This is a genomic window from Gilliamella sp. (genome assembly GCF_024104075.1).
Lineage (GTDB): Bacteria > Pseudomonadota > Gammaproteobacteria > Enterobacterales > Orbaceae > Gilliamella > Gilliamella bombi.
This window is the reverse complement of the sequence record NZ_JAGGHR010000001.1, coordinates 178,260-192,494: the sequence shown is the minus strand read 5'-3', so window position 1 is coordinate 192,494 and position 14,235 is coordinate 178,260. Positions and strand designations below refer to the sequence as shown.

At 33.8% G+C, this 14,235-nt stretch carries 14 protein-coding genes; 7 read left to right on the top strand and 7 right to left on the bottom strand.

What is annotated here, in order from left to right; translation table 11 throughout:
* Positions 1-405: 405 nt before the first annotated feature.
* Complete coding sequence (locus J6569_RS00890; RefSeq protein ID WP_296317201.1) at positions 406-771, bottom strand: HTH domain-containing protein; 366 nt, start codon at positions 769-771, stop codon at positions 406-408.
* Between the two features lie 154 nt (positions 772-925).
* Entirely contained in the window at positions 926-1,570 is a 645-nt protein-coding gene (nfsB, locus tag J6569_RS00885; protein WP_085164882.1) for an oxygen-insensitive NAD(P)H nitroreductase, read from the bottom strand.
* A 441-nt stretch (positions 1,571-2,011) separates the two neighbouring features.
* On the opposite strand from nfsB, the gene leuA reads away from it, so the two are divergent.
* The 4 genes from leuA (at position 2,012) to leuD (ending at position 6,879) form a co-directional block, all read left to right on the top strand.
* On the top strand, positions 2,012-3,559 hold the full coding sequence (gene leuA, locus J6569_RS00880) for a 2-isopropylmalate synthase (protein ID WP_174798718.1): 1,548 nt from the start codon (positions 2,012-2,014) through the stop codon (positions 3,557-3,559).
* A 67-nt stretch (positions 3,560-3,626) separates the two neighbouring features.
* Positions 3,627-4,706, top strand: coding sequence for a 3-isopropylmalate dehydrogenase (gene leuB / locus J6569_RS00875; protein ID WP_065561213.1), 1,080 nt, complete (start codon positions 3,627-3,629; stop codon positions 4,704-4,706).
* A 156-nt stretch (positions 4,707-4,862) separates the two neighbouring features.
* A complete protein-coding gene (leuC, locus tag J6569_RS00870; RefSeq protein WP_296301030.1) occupies positions 4,863-6,263 on the top strand; it encodes a 3-isopropylmalate dehydratase large subunit in 1,401 nt (466 codons plus the stop codon).
* A gap of 13 nt (positions 6,264-6,276) precedes the next feature.
* On the top strand, positions 6,277-6,879 hold the full coding sequence (gene leuD, locus J6569_RS00865) for a 3-isopropylmalate dehydratase small subunit (RefSeq protein ID WP_065568790.1): 603 nt from the start codon (positions 6,277-6,279) through the stop codon (positions 6,877-6,879).
* 72 nt (positions 6,880-6,951) lie between these two features.
* On the opposite strand, the gene J6569_RS00860 is transcribed toward leuD, so the two are convergent.
* The 5 genes from J6569_RS00860 to yccX form a co-directional block, all read right to left on the bottom strand.
* On the bottom strand, positions 6,952-8,367 hold the full coding sequence (locus J6569_RS00860) for an RNA polymerase factor sigma-54 (protein WP_363319041.1): 1,416 nt from the start codon (positions 8,365-8,367) through the stop codon (positions 6,952-6,954).
* Complete coding sequence (gene lptB, locus J6569_RS00855; RefSeq protein WP_034913235.1) at positions 8,367-9,092, bottom strand: LPS export ABC transporter ATP-binding protein; 726 nt, start codon at positions 9,090-9,092, stop codon at positions 8,367-8,369. The genes J6569_RS00860 and lptB overlap by 1 nt, the downstream gene beginning before the upstream one ends.
* 1 nt (position 9,093) lies before the next feature.
* Positions 9,094-9,648, bottom strand: coding sequence for a lipopolysaccharide transport periplasmic protein LptA (gene lptA / locus J6569_RS00850; protein ID WP_034913233.1), 555 nt, complete (start codon positions 9,646-9,648; stop codon positions 9,094-9,096).
* A gap of 3 nt (positions 9,649-9,651) precedes the next feature.
* Positions 9,652-10,215 carry an LPS export ABC transporter periplasmic protein LptC gene (gene lptC, locus J6569_RS00845; RefSeq protein WP_034913230.1) on the bottom strand — a complete coding sequence of 188 codons (564 nt, stop codon included), beginning with the start codon at positions 10,213-10,215 and terminating at the stop codon, positions 9,652-9,654.
* Positions 10,216-10,295: 80 nt separating this feature from the next.
* A complete protein-coding gene (yccX, locus tag J6569_RS00840; protein WP_174798722.1) occupies positions 10,296-10,574 on the bottom strand; it encodes an acylphosphatase in 279 nt (92 codons plus the stop codon).
* 215 nt (positions 10,575-10,789) lie between these two features.
* Between yccX and J6569_RS00835 the strand changes: the two genes are divergently transcribed.
* The 3 genes from J6569_RS00835 (at position 10,790) to pabB (ending at position 14,193) form a co-directional block, all read left to right on the top strand.
* Complete coding sequence (locus J6569_RS00835; RefSeq protein WP_296317199.1) at positions 10,790-11,386, top strand: CHAP domain-containing protein; 597 nt, start codon at positions 10,790-10,792, stop codon at positions 11,384-11,386.
* Between the two features lie 472 nt (positions 11,387-11,858).
* The gene (locus tag J6569_RS00830; protein WP_296301026.1) at positions 11,859-12,434 is read left to right on the top strand and encodes an aminodeoxychorismate/anthranilate synthase component II; all 576 of its coding nucleotides are present in this window, start codon (positions 11,859-11,861) and stop codon (positions 12,432-12,434) included.
* A gap of 1 nt (position 12,435) precedes the next feature.
* Positions 12,436-14,193 (top strand): aminodeoxychorismate synthase component I, encoded by a 1,758-nt coding sequence (pabB, locus tag J6569_RS00825; protein WP_296317197.1) that lies wholly within the window; start codon positions 12,436-12,438, stop codon positions 14,191-14,193.
* The last annotated feature ends 42 nt before the right edge of the window (positions 14,194-14,235 follow it).

Here is a 14,235-nt window from a genome sequence, read left to right as displayed (position 1 = left end):
TGCTTATTTAATAAGCTTGTTTTCCTATAACGGTAAAAGTATAGCCGTTTAAAAAATAGTTGGCTAGTTTTTTCGTGTTTTTTTGTAAAAAAATACAAATGAAATAGTCCTGTTTGGCGGCGACCCTAGTTCTGTCATTAGCGTATTTTGACACTGCAAAAAAACAAGCATATTGACCTTATAGTGGTGTGTTTTTTTGCTCTAAAATCGCTCAGGTAGGACATTGATTTTATTGGATTTTTTATTTTGTTTTTGGTTAAATCAATTGTCTATAGCGAGCTAAGATATTATGGTATCGTGATTTCAGACGTACTGTTTTTTGTAAATAAATTAATAATAGTGATCACGTCCGAAATCTGACCAACTAAAATAGACCATTACTTTCAACCACGATAGCGCAACCTATTAAAATAGCCAATCACAGTTATTTTGTTTTGTTTTTAGGTAAAGGTAAATATTTGGTGCCGACATGTAACATTTCGTCAGGATTTGTTTTGTTATATAATTTAGTTGCCGCCTTAATTTATCTTCAATGGATTTTTCAATTTTAACTAGGTGTTTAATACCATAACTAATCGTTTTATAACGTTTGTTCTTACTGGTTAAAGGCACAAACAAATTTAATCGGGCTTTTTTTAGCACGCTATAAATGGTCGGGTGACTGACCATAAAACGTTTAGCCAAATCAGTGATGGTTATTTTTTCTTTATGATATAAACGCCATATCTCTTGTCTGTGATAAGGCGTTAATTTTGTTTTACGTATATTCATTACCATATTTTCTCAGATTTACTGTAAATAATGCGAATAAATCCTACACATGAAGTATAAACAACTTAATGTTTTCCTACAATTAAACTTATCATAGTTCAAAAAATATCCTCTATATTTATCTTAATTCATACAGAGAATATTGCTCGTTATTTTATAAAAACGTAAAAAGTTGCTCTTTAGGTAAGCGTGATTTTGGTCGATGCGCATTGCCGTCATTTTCGGCTCGATAGCCTAATGTAGCAACAACAATACTTTTAAGTCCTTTGCTTTTGAGATCTAAAATCTCGTCCATTTTTTGGGTATCATATCCTTCAATTGCCGTTGAATCAATACCAATTGCTGCTGCTGCAAAAAGCAGTTGCCCCAATGCTAGATAAGCTTGTTTACTTTCCCAACATTGTTGCGATTCAATGGTTGCACTATTGAGCTTTACAAAGTGCCTACGACCTTGATCTTGTGCTTGTTTAAGATCGGCTGAAGGGTATCTACCGTCTTTATCTTCTTGATTGAGTAGATTAACTAAATGGGCGTCGTCTAATGGTGTTTTAATACAAAAGACAATCGTATGCGAAGCGCCAGTCACCCTTGGTTGATTAAATTCAAGTATAGCTGGTAAAATTTTATTCTTTGCCTCGTTGTTCTCGATAACATAAAAATGCCATGGTTGTGAGTTAACTGATGATGGGCTGTTTCTTAAAACAGTTAATAATTGTTCAATCTTATCGGCAGGAATTTTTTTTGTTGGATCATAATGTTTGGTAGTGTAGCGTTTTTGAGAAATATCAACTATGTTCATTATTATGCCCTCGTGAGTTATTCTTTTCACCATTATAATTCGGTTCTATTATGTCTCAACTTATTATTTTAATAGATTTGTCAAATAGTAAAGCAATCTTTAATTAGTATTGAGTACTTTATTTTAATAAAAATAGAACATATTTAGATTGACTACAAATAATCATTGACACCACTGATATCATTTGGTAAAAATAACATCAGTTTTTGTCTGTATTAATTACAATTCAAATAGAGATTTTTTTATGTTTGTTAACTATTTATCACTCGACCTCAGCCTCCTCCTCGCATTAACTTGCGCGGATAGCTTGTGTGTGGAGTAAAAAGAAGTAGTTAAATAAACAACTCAACAAATTAACAAGAACCCGCGCTAAAGTGCGGGTTTTTTGTTTTTTTAACTTGAAATACCGAGATAGCGCTAAAATATATAAAAGGAAAAACAATGAGCGATCAAGTCATTATTTTTGATACAACGTTACGCGATGGTGAACAAGCATTACAAGCAAGTTTGAGCGTTAAAGAAAAGTTACAAATAGCGCTTGCTTTGGAGCGAATGCGGGTCGATGTGATGGAAGTTGGCTTTCCTGTTTCATCTCCCGGTGATTTTGAATCAGTTCAGACGATTGCTAAGACCATTAAAGATAGCTGTGTTTGTGCATTGTCTCGTTGTGTTGATAAAGATATTGATGTTGCTGCCGAGGCATTAAAAGTTGCAGATCAGTTTCGAATTCATACTTTTATGGCAACATCAACCTTACATGTTAAGGATAAATTAAAAATGACATTTGATGATGTCATTGAAAGAGCTGTGCACTGTATTAAACGTGCACGTAATTATACTAATGATGTGGAGTTTTCTTGTGAAGATGCAGGCCGTACCCCAATTGATAACTTATGTCGTATCGTTGAAGCAGCAATTAAAGCAGGGGCAAGAACGATCAATATTCCAGATACTGTCGGTTATACTGTCCCTTATCAATTTGGTGGCATTATTCGTACCCTATTTGAACGTGTCCCGAACATTGATCAAGCGATTATCTCTGTTCATTGTCATGATGACTTGGGCATGTCGGTGGCTAACTCGATTAGCGCGGTTCAAGAAGGTGCTCGGCAAATTGAAGGTGCGATGAATGGTTTAGGCGAACGTGCGGGTAATACCGCACTTGAAGAAGTTATTATGGCGATTAAAGTTCGTCAAAATATCTTAAATGTTCACACAAATATCAATCACCAAGAGATTTATCGTACCAGCCAAATTGTTAGCCAAATTACTAATATGCCAATTCCGGGTAATAAAGCAATTATTGGTAGTAACGCTTTTGCCCACTCCTCAGGAATTCATCAAGATGGGGTTTTAAAAAATCGTGAAACTTACGAAATTATGACCCCTGAATCAATCGGATTAAATCAAATCCAATTAAATTTAACCTCTCGTTCAGGACGAGCCGCCGTTAAACATCGTTTAGAAGAACTTGGTTATCACGATAAAGATTATAACGTAGATCAAGTCTATGAGGCATTTTTAGAATTAGCTGATAAAAAAGGCCAAGTATTCGATTATGATTTAGAGGCATTAATATTTATCAATCAATTAAAAGATGAAAAAGAACATTATGTTTTGGATTATTTTAATGTTCAATCAGGTTCGACGGTTGTTTCAACCGCTTCGGTTAGCTTGTTAATTGGTGATAAAAAGTATTCTGATGCAGCAACAGGTAATGGCCCCGTTGATGCTGTTTATCAAGCTATCAACCGTATTACTGGCGAGCCTATTTCGATTGTAAAATATCAGTTAGCTTCTAAAGGACAAGGTGAAAATGCTTTAGGACAAGTTGATATTGTTGCCGAATATAAAGGTCGTAAGTTCCATGGAGTTGGGCTTGCAACCGACATTGTTCACTCATCGGCTTTGGCTTTAATTAATGTATTGAACAATGTGTATAGAGCAAATCAAGTTGCACAAGAAAAACAAAAATTACATCATGACTAAAAAATAATTTGTTTTGCCGTTTAACAGCAAAACATGAAAATTAATTTAGATTGTAAAGGAATAAAAAATGTCACAAAACTACCATATTGCAGTACTTCCCGGCGACGGTATTGGCCCAGAAGTAATGAGACAAGCCTATAAAGTATTAGATGTTATCCGCCAAAAGTATCAACTTTCTATTACTACTAGTGAATATGATGTGGGCGGCGCAGCAATTGATATTCATGGTTGCCCATTACCTAATGAAACACTTGAAGGCTGTGAAAAAGCTGACGCTATTTTATTTGGTTCAGTGGGCGGTCCTAAATGGTCTAATTTGCCACCTGAAAAGCAACCTGAACGTGGTGCGTTATTGCCACTACGTAAACACTTCAAATTATTTGCTAATATGCGCCCTGCTCGTTTGTATCAAGGCTTAGAAGATCTTTGCCCATTACGAACTGATATTGCAGAGCGTGGATTTGATATTTTATGTATGCGCGAATTAACTGGCGGTATTTATTTTGGATTACCTAAAGGACGTGAAGGTAGTGGTGCTCAAGAAAAAGCATTTGATACTGAAGTTTATCATCGTTTTGAGATAGAACGTATTGCAAAAATGGGGTTTGAAGCCGCACGTTTACGTCGCAAAAAAGTAACTTCAATTGATAAAGCCAACGTATTACAAACTTCAATTTTGTGGCGTGAGGTGGTTAATGAAGTAGCTAAAAACTACCCTGATATCGAACTTGAGCATATGTATATCGATAATGCCACAATGCAACTTGTTAAAGATCCGTCTCAATTCGATGTTATTTTATGCTCAAATTTATTTGGAGATATATTATCCGATGAATGTGCCATGATAACTGGTTCAATGGGTATGTTGCCGTCTGCTAGTCTTAATGAGCAAGGTTTCGGTTTATATGAACCAGCTGGCGGTAGTGCGCCTGACATTGCTGGCAAAAATATTGCTAATCCTGCTGCACAAATTTTGTCATTAGCCTTGTTAGTCCGTTACAGCTTTAAACGTGATGATATTGCCTCAGCTATCGAAACAGCAGTAAATAAAGCATTAGAGCAAGGCTATCGTACTATCGATCTTGCACAAAAAGAACAACCCGTTTCAACTGATGAAATGGGAGACATTATTTGTAAGCTTATTTAGTTGAATTAGCTATGTAAAATGTGTAGTAAAAAGATACTCAAGTATGCAAAATAAACTGCTACTTGTATCCTTTTTAATCCAATTAATTATAGGATTAGTAAATAATGTCAAAGTTTAAAACTAATACCAGTTGTAAAAAATAATAAGGAATCTGCAATGTCAAAAACACTGTATCAGAAATTATATGATGCGCATGTCGTTTATGAAGCTCCAAATGAAACGCCTATTTTATATATCGATCGTCATTTAGTTCATGAAGTCACCTCTCCACAGGCCTTTGATGGCTTACGTGCAATGAATCGTAAAGTTCGCCAGCCCAATAAGACTTTTGCAACTATGGATCATAACACTTCAACCAAAAGTAATGATTTAAGTGCCTGTAGCGAAATGGCTCGCATTCAGTTAACCGAACTGGCAAAAAATGCCAAAGAGTTTGGTGTTTCGTTATATGATTTACAAAGCCCATTACGTGGTATTGTCCATGTAGTCGGCCCTGAGCAAGGTATGACTTTACCGGGTATGACTATTGTGTGTGGTGATTCGCACACTGCTACACATGGCGCATTTGGTGCATTAGCTTTTGGTATTGGTACTTCCGAAGTTGAGCATGTGTTAGCAACTCAAACCTTAAAACAAGGTCGAGCTAAAACTATGAAAATTGAAGTTAAAGGAGATGTTGCTGATGGCATTACCGCTAAGGATATTATTTTAGCTATCATTGGCAAAACAACTAGTGCTGGCGGTACAGGTCATGTAGTTGAATTTTGTGGTGATGCTATTAAATCATTATCAATGGAAGGACGCATGACGTTGTGTAATATGGCAATTGAAATGGGAGCTAAAGCTGGCATAATTGCACCAGATGAAGTGACTTTTGAGTACTTAAAAGGTCGTCAATTTTCACCAAAAGGTAAAGACTTCGACAAAGCGGTTGCTTATTGGAAAACGCTAAAAACCGACGAAGGTGCACATTTTGATACAGTTGTGACGTTAGAAGGTAAAGATATCGCCCCACAGGTCACTTGGGGTACTAATCCTGGTCAAGTTACATCAATTGATGCAACAGTACCGAATCCTAATAATTTTGCTGATCCTATTGAAAAACACTCTGCTGAGCGTGCATTAGCTTATATGGGATTAACCGCTGGTACCAAAATGACTGATATTAAGATCAATAAAGTATTTATTGGTTCTTGTACAAACTCACGTATAGAAGATTTACGAGCTGCTGCGCAAATTGCTAAAGGCCGTAAAGTGGCTGAAGGTGTACAAGCATTAGTTGTACCCGGTTCAGGACCAGTGAAAGAACAAGCTGAAGCCGAAGGATTAGATAAGATTTTTATTGATGCAGGATTTGAATGGCGCTTACCGGGTTGCTCTATGTGTCTTGCAATGAACGATGATAAATTAGCACCGGGAGATCGCTGTGCATCAACTAGCAACCGTAATTTTGAAGGTCGCCAAGGACGTGATGCTAGAACACATTTAGTTAGTCCTGCTATGGCAGTAGCCGCAGCTATTACTGGTCATTTTACAGATATTCGCAAACCATTTTAAGGAGAGACTTGTCATGGCAAAATTTACAAAACATACTGGGCTAGTCGTTCCTTTGGATGCGGCTAATGTTGATACAGATGCAATCATTCCAAAACAGTTTTTACAGAAAGTAACACGCACTGGATTTGGTAAACATGCCTTTCATGAATGGCGCTTTTTAGATGATGCTGGCGAGCAGCCTAACCCTGAATTTGTCTTGAATAAACCCCGCTATAAAGGTGCCAGTATTTTATTAACACGTGAAAATTTTGGTTGTGGTTCTTCTCGTGAACATGCTCCATGGGCACTTGCTGATTATGGATTTAAAACTATTATTGGTTCAAGTTTTGCCGATATTTTTTATAATAACTCATTTAACAATCAGTTATTATTGGTTAATTTATCCGAAGAAGATATCGATGAACTATTTAAAATTGTCGAAGCTAATGAAGGCGTTGAATTTACCATCGATTTAGTTAATGAAGTGGTCATTGCCGGCGACAAGCAATATTCATTTAAAATCGATGCTTTTAAACGTCATTGCTTGTTAAATGGGTTAGATAATATTGGCTTAACCCTACAACATGAAGATGCAATTAGCGACTTTGAACATAAAATTCCAAGCTTTTTAGCTTAATTTTATTAAAGGGCGCAAATTGCGCCCATGATTAAAATAAGCGATATATATCCAAAAAATTTGAATTCAAATTTAAAGCTGTTTTCGTTGACTTGATGGTGGAATTGATAAGGCTTCACGGTATTTTGCTACGGTGCGACGTGCAATAATAATGCCTTGTTCTTCAAGCATCGAAACTAATTTACTATCACTTAATGGCTTTTTACTATTTTCTGCCGATATATATTTTTTAATTAATGCTTGGATAGCTGTAGATGAAACCTCACCACCTGAATCATTATTAACATGACTTGAGAAAAAGAATTTAAGTTCATAAATTCCGCTTGGACAATGCAGATATTTTTGAGTTGTTACACGAGAAATGGTCGATTCATGCATATCAATTGCCGTTGCAACATCAGACAAAATCATTGGTTTCATGTATTCAGCACCGTGTTCAAAAAAGGCTTGCTGATGCTCAACAATAAATTGGCTGACTTTTAATAAGGTTTCGTTACGGTTTTCGATGCTTTTAATAAACCAATTAGCTTCTTGCAGATGAGATCTAATATATTGCCCATCACTTTCATTTGCTAATTTTGCCATATCGGCGTATTGCTGGTTAATACGTAAAGCTGGAACTGTATCACTATTTAAATACACAATCCATTTTCCTTGTACCTTTTTTACCATGACATCAGGTATGACATAGTCTGGAGAAGCAGTATTAACCAAATCGCCAGGATAAGGTTGCAAACGTTGTATAAAATCAACAGCCTCTTTTAATTGTTCATCTGTTGTATTTAACACTTTTTTTAAGTTTCTATAATCGCGTATGGCTAATAAGTCTAAATAATTATCAATAATTTGTTTAACTAACGGTGGAGTATCTAAATGTTGAATTTGAATAGACAAACACTCTTGCAACGATCTGGCACCAACACCGATAGGATCAAAATTCCATATTCGTTTCAATACTGCTTCAACTTCGGCAATTTCAATTTCATCATTACCTTGCTCTTCAAGTATTTCTTCTGTTGAAACTGTTAAATAGCCTCTCTCATCTATAGCTTCAATAATAGATACTGCTATCGCCCTATCAGTATCGCTAAAGGGTGTTAGTTCAAGTTGCCATTCTAGATAATCATGTAATGTTTCGTGAGTTTCACCTTGATAGATAGGCAATTCGTCATTACGATAATCTGAGTTAGTTCCAGATGGAGTTCCTGCACTATAAATATCATCTAAAGATGCATCCAGTGGAATATCATCGGGAATCTCTTTGCTATCTAAAGCCTCACGCGTATCAATATTTTCTGCTTCATCGTTTTGTTTAACGTGCACTTCGTCATATTGATCATCAACTTCAAGCAATGGATTGTTTTCAAGCGCAGTTTGTATTTCTTGTTGGAGTTCTAAAGTTGACAACTGTAGTAATTTAATCGCCAATTGTAATTGTGGCGTCATGGATAATTGTTGAGAGACTTTCAGTTGTAAACTGGTTTTCATCATAATCTGAACTCGTTTCCTAAGTAAACGCGTTTTACATATTCGTTACTTAAGATGTCATTTGGTGAACCTTCAGCAATTAAATGCCCTTTATTAACAATGTAAGCACGTTCGCAAACATCTAACGTTTCACGTACATTATGATCGGTTATTAATACACCCAACCCTCGATCACGTAGATGCTTAATAATATTTTTGATATCTATCACCGAAATTGGATCAACACCAGCAAAAGGTTCATCAAGTAAAATAAATTTAGGATTAGCTGCTAACGCTCTTGCTATTTCTACTCGACGTCTTTCTCCACCTGATAGAGATTGTCCTATGCTGTCACGAATATGAGAAATATGGAACTCTTCAAGTAATTCTTCGGCACGATCGATTTTCTCATTTTTATCAATATCTTTACGCGTTTCTAAAATTGCCATAATGTTATCTATAACAGACAATTTTCTGAAAATAGACGCTTCTTGTGGTAAATAGCCAATACCTTTTTGAGCTCGCTCATGTAAAGGTAAAATGCTGATATCATGATCATCAAGGTAAATTTTACCTGCATTTAATGTCACTATACCAACCACCATATAAAAAGTAGTCGTTTTACCCGCACCATTGGGGCCCAATAATCCAACAATTTCGCCTGAGTTGACAGTTAAACTTACATCTTCAACAACTCGTCTTTTTTTGTATACTTTGGCCAGATTTTCCGCTTTTAAAATTGACATTTTATTTGTTCATCCCTTTAACTTGGTTTGGGATAATAGTGCTTTTTACTCGCATATTCTTACCTGGATTGGCTAATATTTGCTGTTTTTTGACATCGTATGTAATCAGATCACTAACAATATGATTATCTTGTTGAAATAATTCAGCATGACCGCGTAAAATAACATTATTTTGTTTTACATCATAAATAACTTGTGAAGAATGACCCGTTACAATCTTATTTTTTTCTGGTAAAATTTGTTTATAATTCACAGGGTTACCATAAGCTGTAATTTTTTGCTTATTTTTATCTTGCGTGTCAGTGATAACCACTTTATCAGCTTTTATAGTTAATCCTTCTTGGATAATAACAACATTGCCAATAAATGTAATTGTATTATTTTCAATATCAATTTTTTGATTATCTGCATCTATCGTAATGGGTTTATTATCAGCGAACATTTTATGTTCTTCTTTAGAGTTTATAGATTGCGAAGTAAGTTCATTGGCGAAACTACTTAAAGAGATTGGTAGCAATAAAATTAATGAAAAAACAACCTGTTTTAGCGAACTCATGTCTTATTTTGCCTCTGTATTATAATATGTTTTTACATTTTCAAGTATATTAGCCGTTTTGGCATGTAAATCACCCGCTAAACCAATACCAGTTGAATAAAATCCCACCCCATTGATGATGACAGGATCTTTTGATTTGACTAGTTGTGAAGTTAAATCTATCACGGCATTATCAGTTTTTACTTGTTTCAATTGAGCTTCTTGTGTCAAATTATCTAATTGAACATCATCATAAAGGTAAAGAAGTTTATCTTTTGTCAACGTTGCTTTCTTTGCTTTAATATGCCATGTAGCTGAATGATTCTGTTCATAAAACGTAAAATTGGGCAAATCAAATTCAGTATTATTTGAGTCATCAAAATGCCTTACATTACTGGACTCAATTTTATAAATAAGATCCCCAGATAAGTCATAAATATCTGTTAACATTTTATCACTTTGATAAATCGGCTTATCTGATATATTTAGAGTGGATTGATTTACAACCTCATCTCCTTTTTGATAATTATAATAAACACCGATAACAACAATGAGAAGTAAAAAACAGATTAGATTTTTTTTATTCATAACATACGTTTTTCACATTAATTAGAAATTATTATTTCGAATGCCAAAATTTTAATTATTCTACTTTATTTTTTATTAAATTAATATCGAACATTAAAAGAAGTTAAATCGTTTTGTGGTAATAATTCAAAAATATTAAAATGTGAAATGCGTGAAGATGCAGGACCGCCATTTTCAATCCATTTTATTAATTTGCTTATTTGTAAACTATCACCTTGAGCTATAATCTCAACATCGCCATTATCTAAATTTTGAACATAACCAACTAAACCCAGTTTTTGGGCTTGCTGATAAGTAAAAAAACGAAATCCTACACCTTGCACGCGACCGCTAACATTTATCTTAACTTTCTTAATCATCTTGCGACCTCATTTTATTATAACCTGGATTCAAACATATTAATTTTAATGATGAAATACTAATTTAGGTTGAAAATACAGAACATAATTTTTTATCATGGTTAAATGTTAGATTCATTAATAATCTTGAAACTAGTAAGTTTTTTACTTATCGACTAAATTTTATTTTTCAATAAAATAAACAATAATAAATAATTAAAACAATGGAAATAAATATGTTATTAAAATATAAAAAAAAGCTTTTTTTACTTTGGCTATTATCAGTATTAAGCTACTATACACTTAATTCATGTGCTTTTGCTAATGTTGAAATTGATAAACAGAAAATTGGCAAAGTCGTTGATGAATTTAATGGTGTGAAAGTCTATTATAATGGTAGCATCAATAATGTAAGTGGAAGAAATATTGCTAAAGACGGCTATAACTTAGGTCTGAAATATCAATGTGTTGAATTCATCAAACGCTATTATTATCAACGCTTCAATCACAAAATGCCCAATAGCTATGGGCATGCAAAAGATTTCTTTGACCCTTCAATCGTTGATGGAAAAATTAATCGTCAACGTAATTTATTACAGTTTCATAATGGTTCACCAACTAAACCAAAAGTTGAAGATATTATTATCCTTAATTGGTCAAATTATGGGCATGTTGCCATTATAAGTAAAGTAACCGACAACGAAATTGAAATTGTGCAACAAAACCCCGGACCAAATGCAAGCAGTAGAGCAACTTTTCCTTTAATCTTTAAAGATGGAAAATGGATAATAGAAGGTTTTGGCGTTTTAGGTTATTTACGTAAAAATAAATAATTGCCTGCACCAGAGTAAACTACAACAAAAAAACAAATGGCATAATTACAGAAAATATTCAAAATAATAATTCAGATCGTTAATGAAGATTAATCAACAAACCATTCATTCTTCTGTTTTGATACTATTTTTATAGTCTCCAAAATAGCCGATAGGTTTTCATGTTGAGCTATTGCAGAAAAATTTTGACAATTCCAGCTTCGGCTAACGTAATAAGTAACACAAATACTACCATACAAGTAGAGCTGTATGTCTTTGTGAGATTTATCACAGAGAAAGAGAATTTTTGTTAAAAAGTTTCAGGTAACACTATGTTTCAGTATAAAAAAGGAAATAAAAAGATAGCAAACTGGCAATCATATCTGTTTTTAACTGTATTAACGGTATAATAACTCTGGATATAACTGGAATTTGGCTGTTATAAATGCCAATGTTTTAAAAACAATATGCTATGTAATTAATGGACTCTATTTTGATATTATTAATAGATAATTATGATTCTTTTACCTTCAATATTCACAATTATTTGTGTCAAGTTGGCGCAGAAGTTAAAGTGATTAAAAATGACGAAATGACAATTGAACAAATAAAAGAGCTCAGCTTTTCTAAGATTATCATTTCGCCTGGTCCGGGATCGCCTACCAATGCTGGAATATCACTTGCAACTATTGCCGAATTTAGTCATATTTGCCCAATATTGGGAGTTTGTTTAGGGCATCAAGCGATTGCTCAATATTATGGTTATAAGATCATCAAAGCACCAACACCTATGCATGGAAAAGTCGATGAGATAACGCACGATGGTCAAGGCGTGTTTAAAGGGATCAAAAGCCCTCTTTCGGTTGTTCGTTATCATTCATTAATTGCTTGTGATAAGCTTTTACCAAAAGACTCTCAATTAATCGTAACAGCAAGAAACAATCAAGGATTGATTATGGGATTACGTCACAAAAAGTTACCCATAGAATCTGTTCAATTTCACCCTGAAGCAATTAAAACCGAATTTGGTTTACAAATGATTGATAATTTTGTCCATGAGCAATACTAAAATGAAAATTCATATCGACTTTGAAGGTCAACATAAATATTTTTGCAACCCTATCGCCATTTTAAAGTCTGATGATTATTCAACAATCAAACAACAATTTGATTCAATCGAAAAATTCACACAACAAGGCTATTATGCGGTTGGATATCTCGCTTATGAAAGCGCAATGGGGTTCAATAGTGAAAATAAAACAAAACAAAATCATGATTTGCCGCTATTGATATTTGGTATTTTTGATAAATTTTCTATCATTGAGCAAAAACATGTAGAAATAAGTGATTACACTCCACCAACTTTTGATTTGATAAGCGATACATCAAGAGAGGAATATAATCAAAAAATTAACTTTATTCGATCTCAAATTGAATCAGGCAATACTTATCAAACCAACTATACAATTCAATTTACTACTCCATTTAACGAAAGTGCTATTAATTATTACCACTTTCTACAAAAGAACAATCAAGCCGACTATTGCGCTTATATTGAGTTTGACGATTATTGTATTTTATCAATTTCGCCAGAATTATTTTTTAAGTTAGAAAATAAAATTATTACAACAAAACCAATGAAAGGAACAACTGCGCGCGGTTTAAATAATCACCAAGATAAACAACAATTAGAATTATTATTCTCTGAAAAAAACCAAGCTGAAAATATGATGATTGTTGATTTATTACGTAATGATTTAAGTCGGGTTGCAAAGGCAGGATCAGTTACAGTTCCTAAATTATTTTCAGCCGAAAAATATCCAACCGTTTGGCAATTGACTTCTATGATTCAAGGTGAATTGAAAGAACATGTTAATTTATATCATATTTTTCAAGCACTATTTCCTTGTGGATCAATAACTGGAGCGCCTAAAACCAGTACAATGCAAATTATTGCAGATATTGAAAACTCACCACGTGGAGTTTACTGCGGGACAATTGGTTATATTGAACCATATATGAACAAAGCTATATTCAATATCCCAATTCGTACTTTAACCATACACAATCAACAAATGCATTATGGTGTTGGCGGAGGGATCACTTGGGATTCAACCTCACAAGATGAATATAACGAGATTTTAGCTAAAACAGCAATTTTAACTCGCACCACCTCTTCTCCCAAATATGTCATTGAATCATTATTGCTTGAAAAAGGGCAATTTTTCTTATTGGAAGAACATTTAAGCAGACTTTCTCAATCAGCTGATTATTTTGATTTTAACTATGACATCAATGCAATTAAGTTGCAACTTATTAAGTTAGCAAATGCAGCTAATAAAAATATTGAAAATATTTATAAAGTCAGAATTTTACTGCAAAAAAATGGGCTATATACTATTAGCGAGAATATAATTAACTCGCCAATGGAGATCAATGAAATCGAATTTGCAAAGCAGTACGTTCATAACCAAAACGTATATTTGTATCATAAAACGTCTAATCGGGAGCATTTTCCTAATTTAATTACAGGAAAAGAATATATTAATTTTAACCAACACAATGAAATAACTGAATTTGTTAACGGTAACCTCGCATTGCGGATTAATGATCAATGGATTACCCCTAAAAAAGAATCGGGGTTACTAGCTGGCACCATGAGACAATTTTATTTAGATCACAATCAATTGTTAGAAAAAACGATTTTAAAAGATGACCTTTTAAAAGCCGATAAAATCGCATTTATCAATAGTGTTCGTAAATGGGTAGAAATTGATGACAAGGTTTTTAGTCAGTTCAAACGATCATTAAGATCAATTACCGTTTAAATTCAAATATTCCGCCAACATTATGGCGGAATATTATTATGA

Bases quoted from the DNA above. Each gene is read 5' to 3' on its own strand.
- lptA (WP_034913233.1), bottom strand. From the start codon at position 9,648: ATGAGTTCGCTAAAACAGGTTGTTTTTTCATTAATTTTATTGCTACCA.
- J6569_RS00890 (WP_296317201.1), bottom strand. From the start codon at position 771: ATGAATATACGTAAAACAAAATTAACGCCTTATCACAGACAAGAGATA.
- J6569_RS00835 (WP_296317199.1), top strand. From the start codon at position 10,790: ATGTTATTAAAATATAAAAAAAAGCTTTTTTTACTTTGGCTATTATCA.
- pabB (WP_296317197.1), top strand. From the start codon at position 12,436: ATGAAAATTCATATCGACTTTGAAGGTCAACATAAATATTTTTGCAAC.
- yccX (WP_174798722.1), bottom strand. From the start codon at position 10,574: ATGATTAAGAAAGTTAAGATAAATGTTAGCGGTCGCGTGCAAGGTGTA.
- lptC (WP_034913230.1), bottom strand. From the start codon at position 10,215: ATGAATAAAAAAAATCTAATCTGTTTTTTACTTCTCATTGTTGTTATC.
- J6569_RS00860 (WP_363319041.1), bottom strand. From the start codon at position 8,367: ATGAAAACCAGTTTACAACTGAAAGTCTCTCAACAATTATCCATGACG.
- leuD (WP_065568790.1), top strand. From the start codon at position 6,277: ATGGCAAAATTTACAAAACATACTGGGCTAGTCGTTCCTTTGGATGCG.
- nfsB (WP_085164882.1), bottom strand. From the start codon at position 1,570: ATGAACATAGTTGATATTTCTCAAAAACGCTACACTACCAAACATTAT.
- leuA (WP_174798718.1), top strand. From the start codon at position 2,012: ATGAGCGATCAAGTCATTATTTTTGATACAACGTTACGCGATGGTGAA.
- leuB (WP_065561213.1), top strand. From the start codon at position 3,627: ATGTCACAAAACTACCATATTGCAGTACTTCCCGGCGACGGTATTGGC.
- leuC (WP_296301030.1), top strand. From the start codon at position 4,863: ATGTCAAAAACACTGTATCAGAAATTATATGATGCGCATGTCGTTTAT.
- lptB (WP_034913235.1), bottom strand. From the start codon at position 9,092: ATGTCAATTTTAAAAGCGGAAAATCTGGCCAAAGTATACAAAAAAAGA.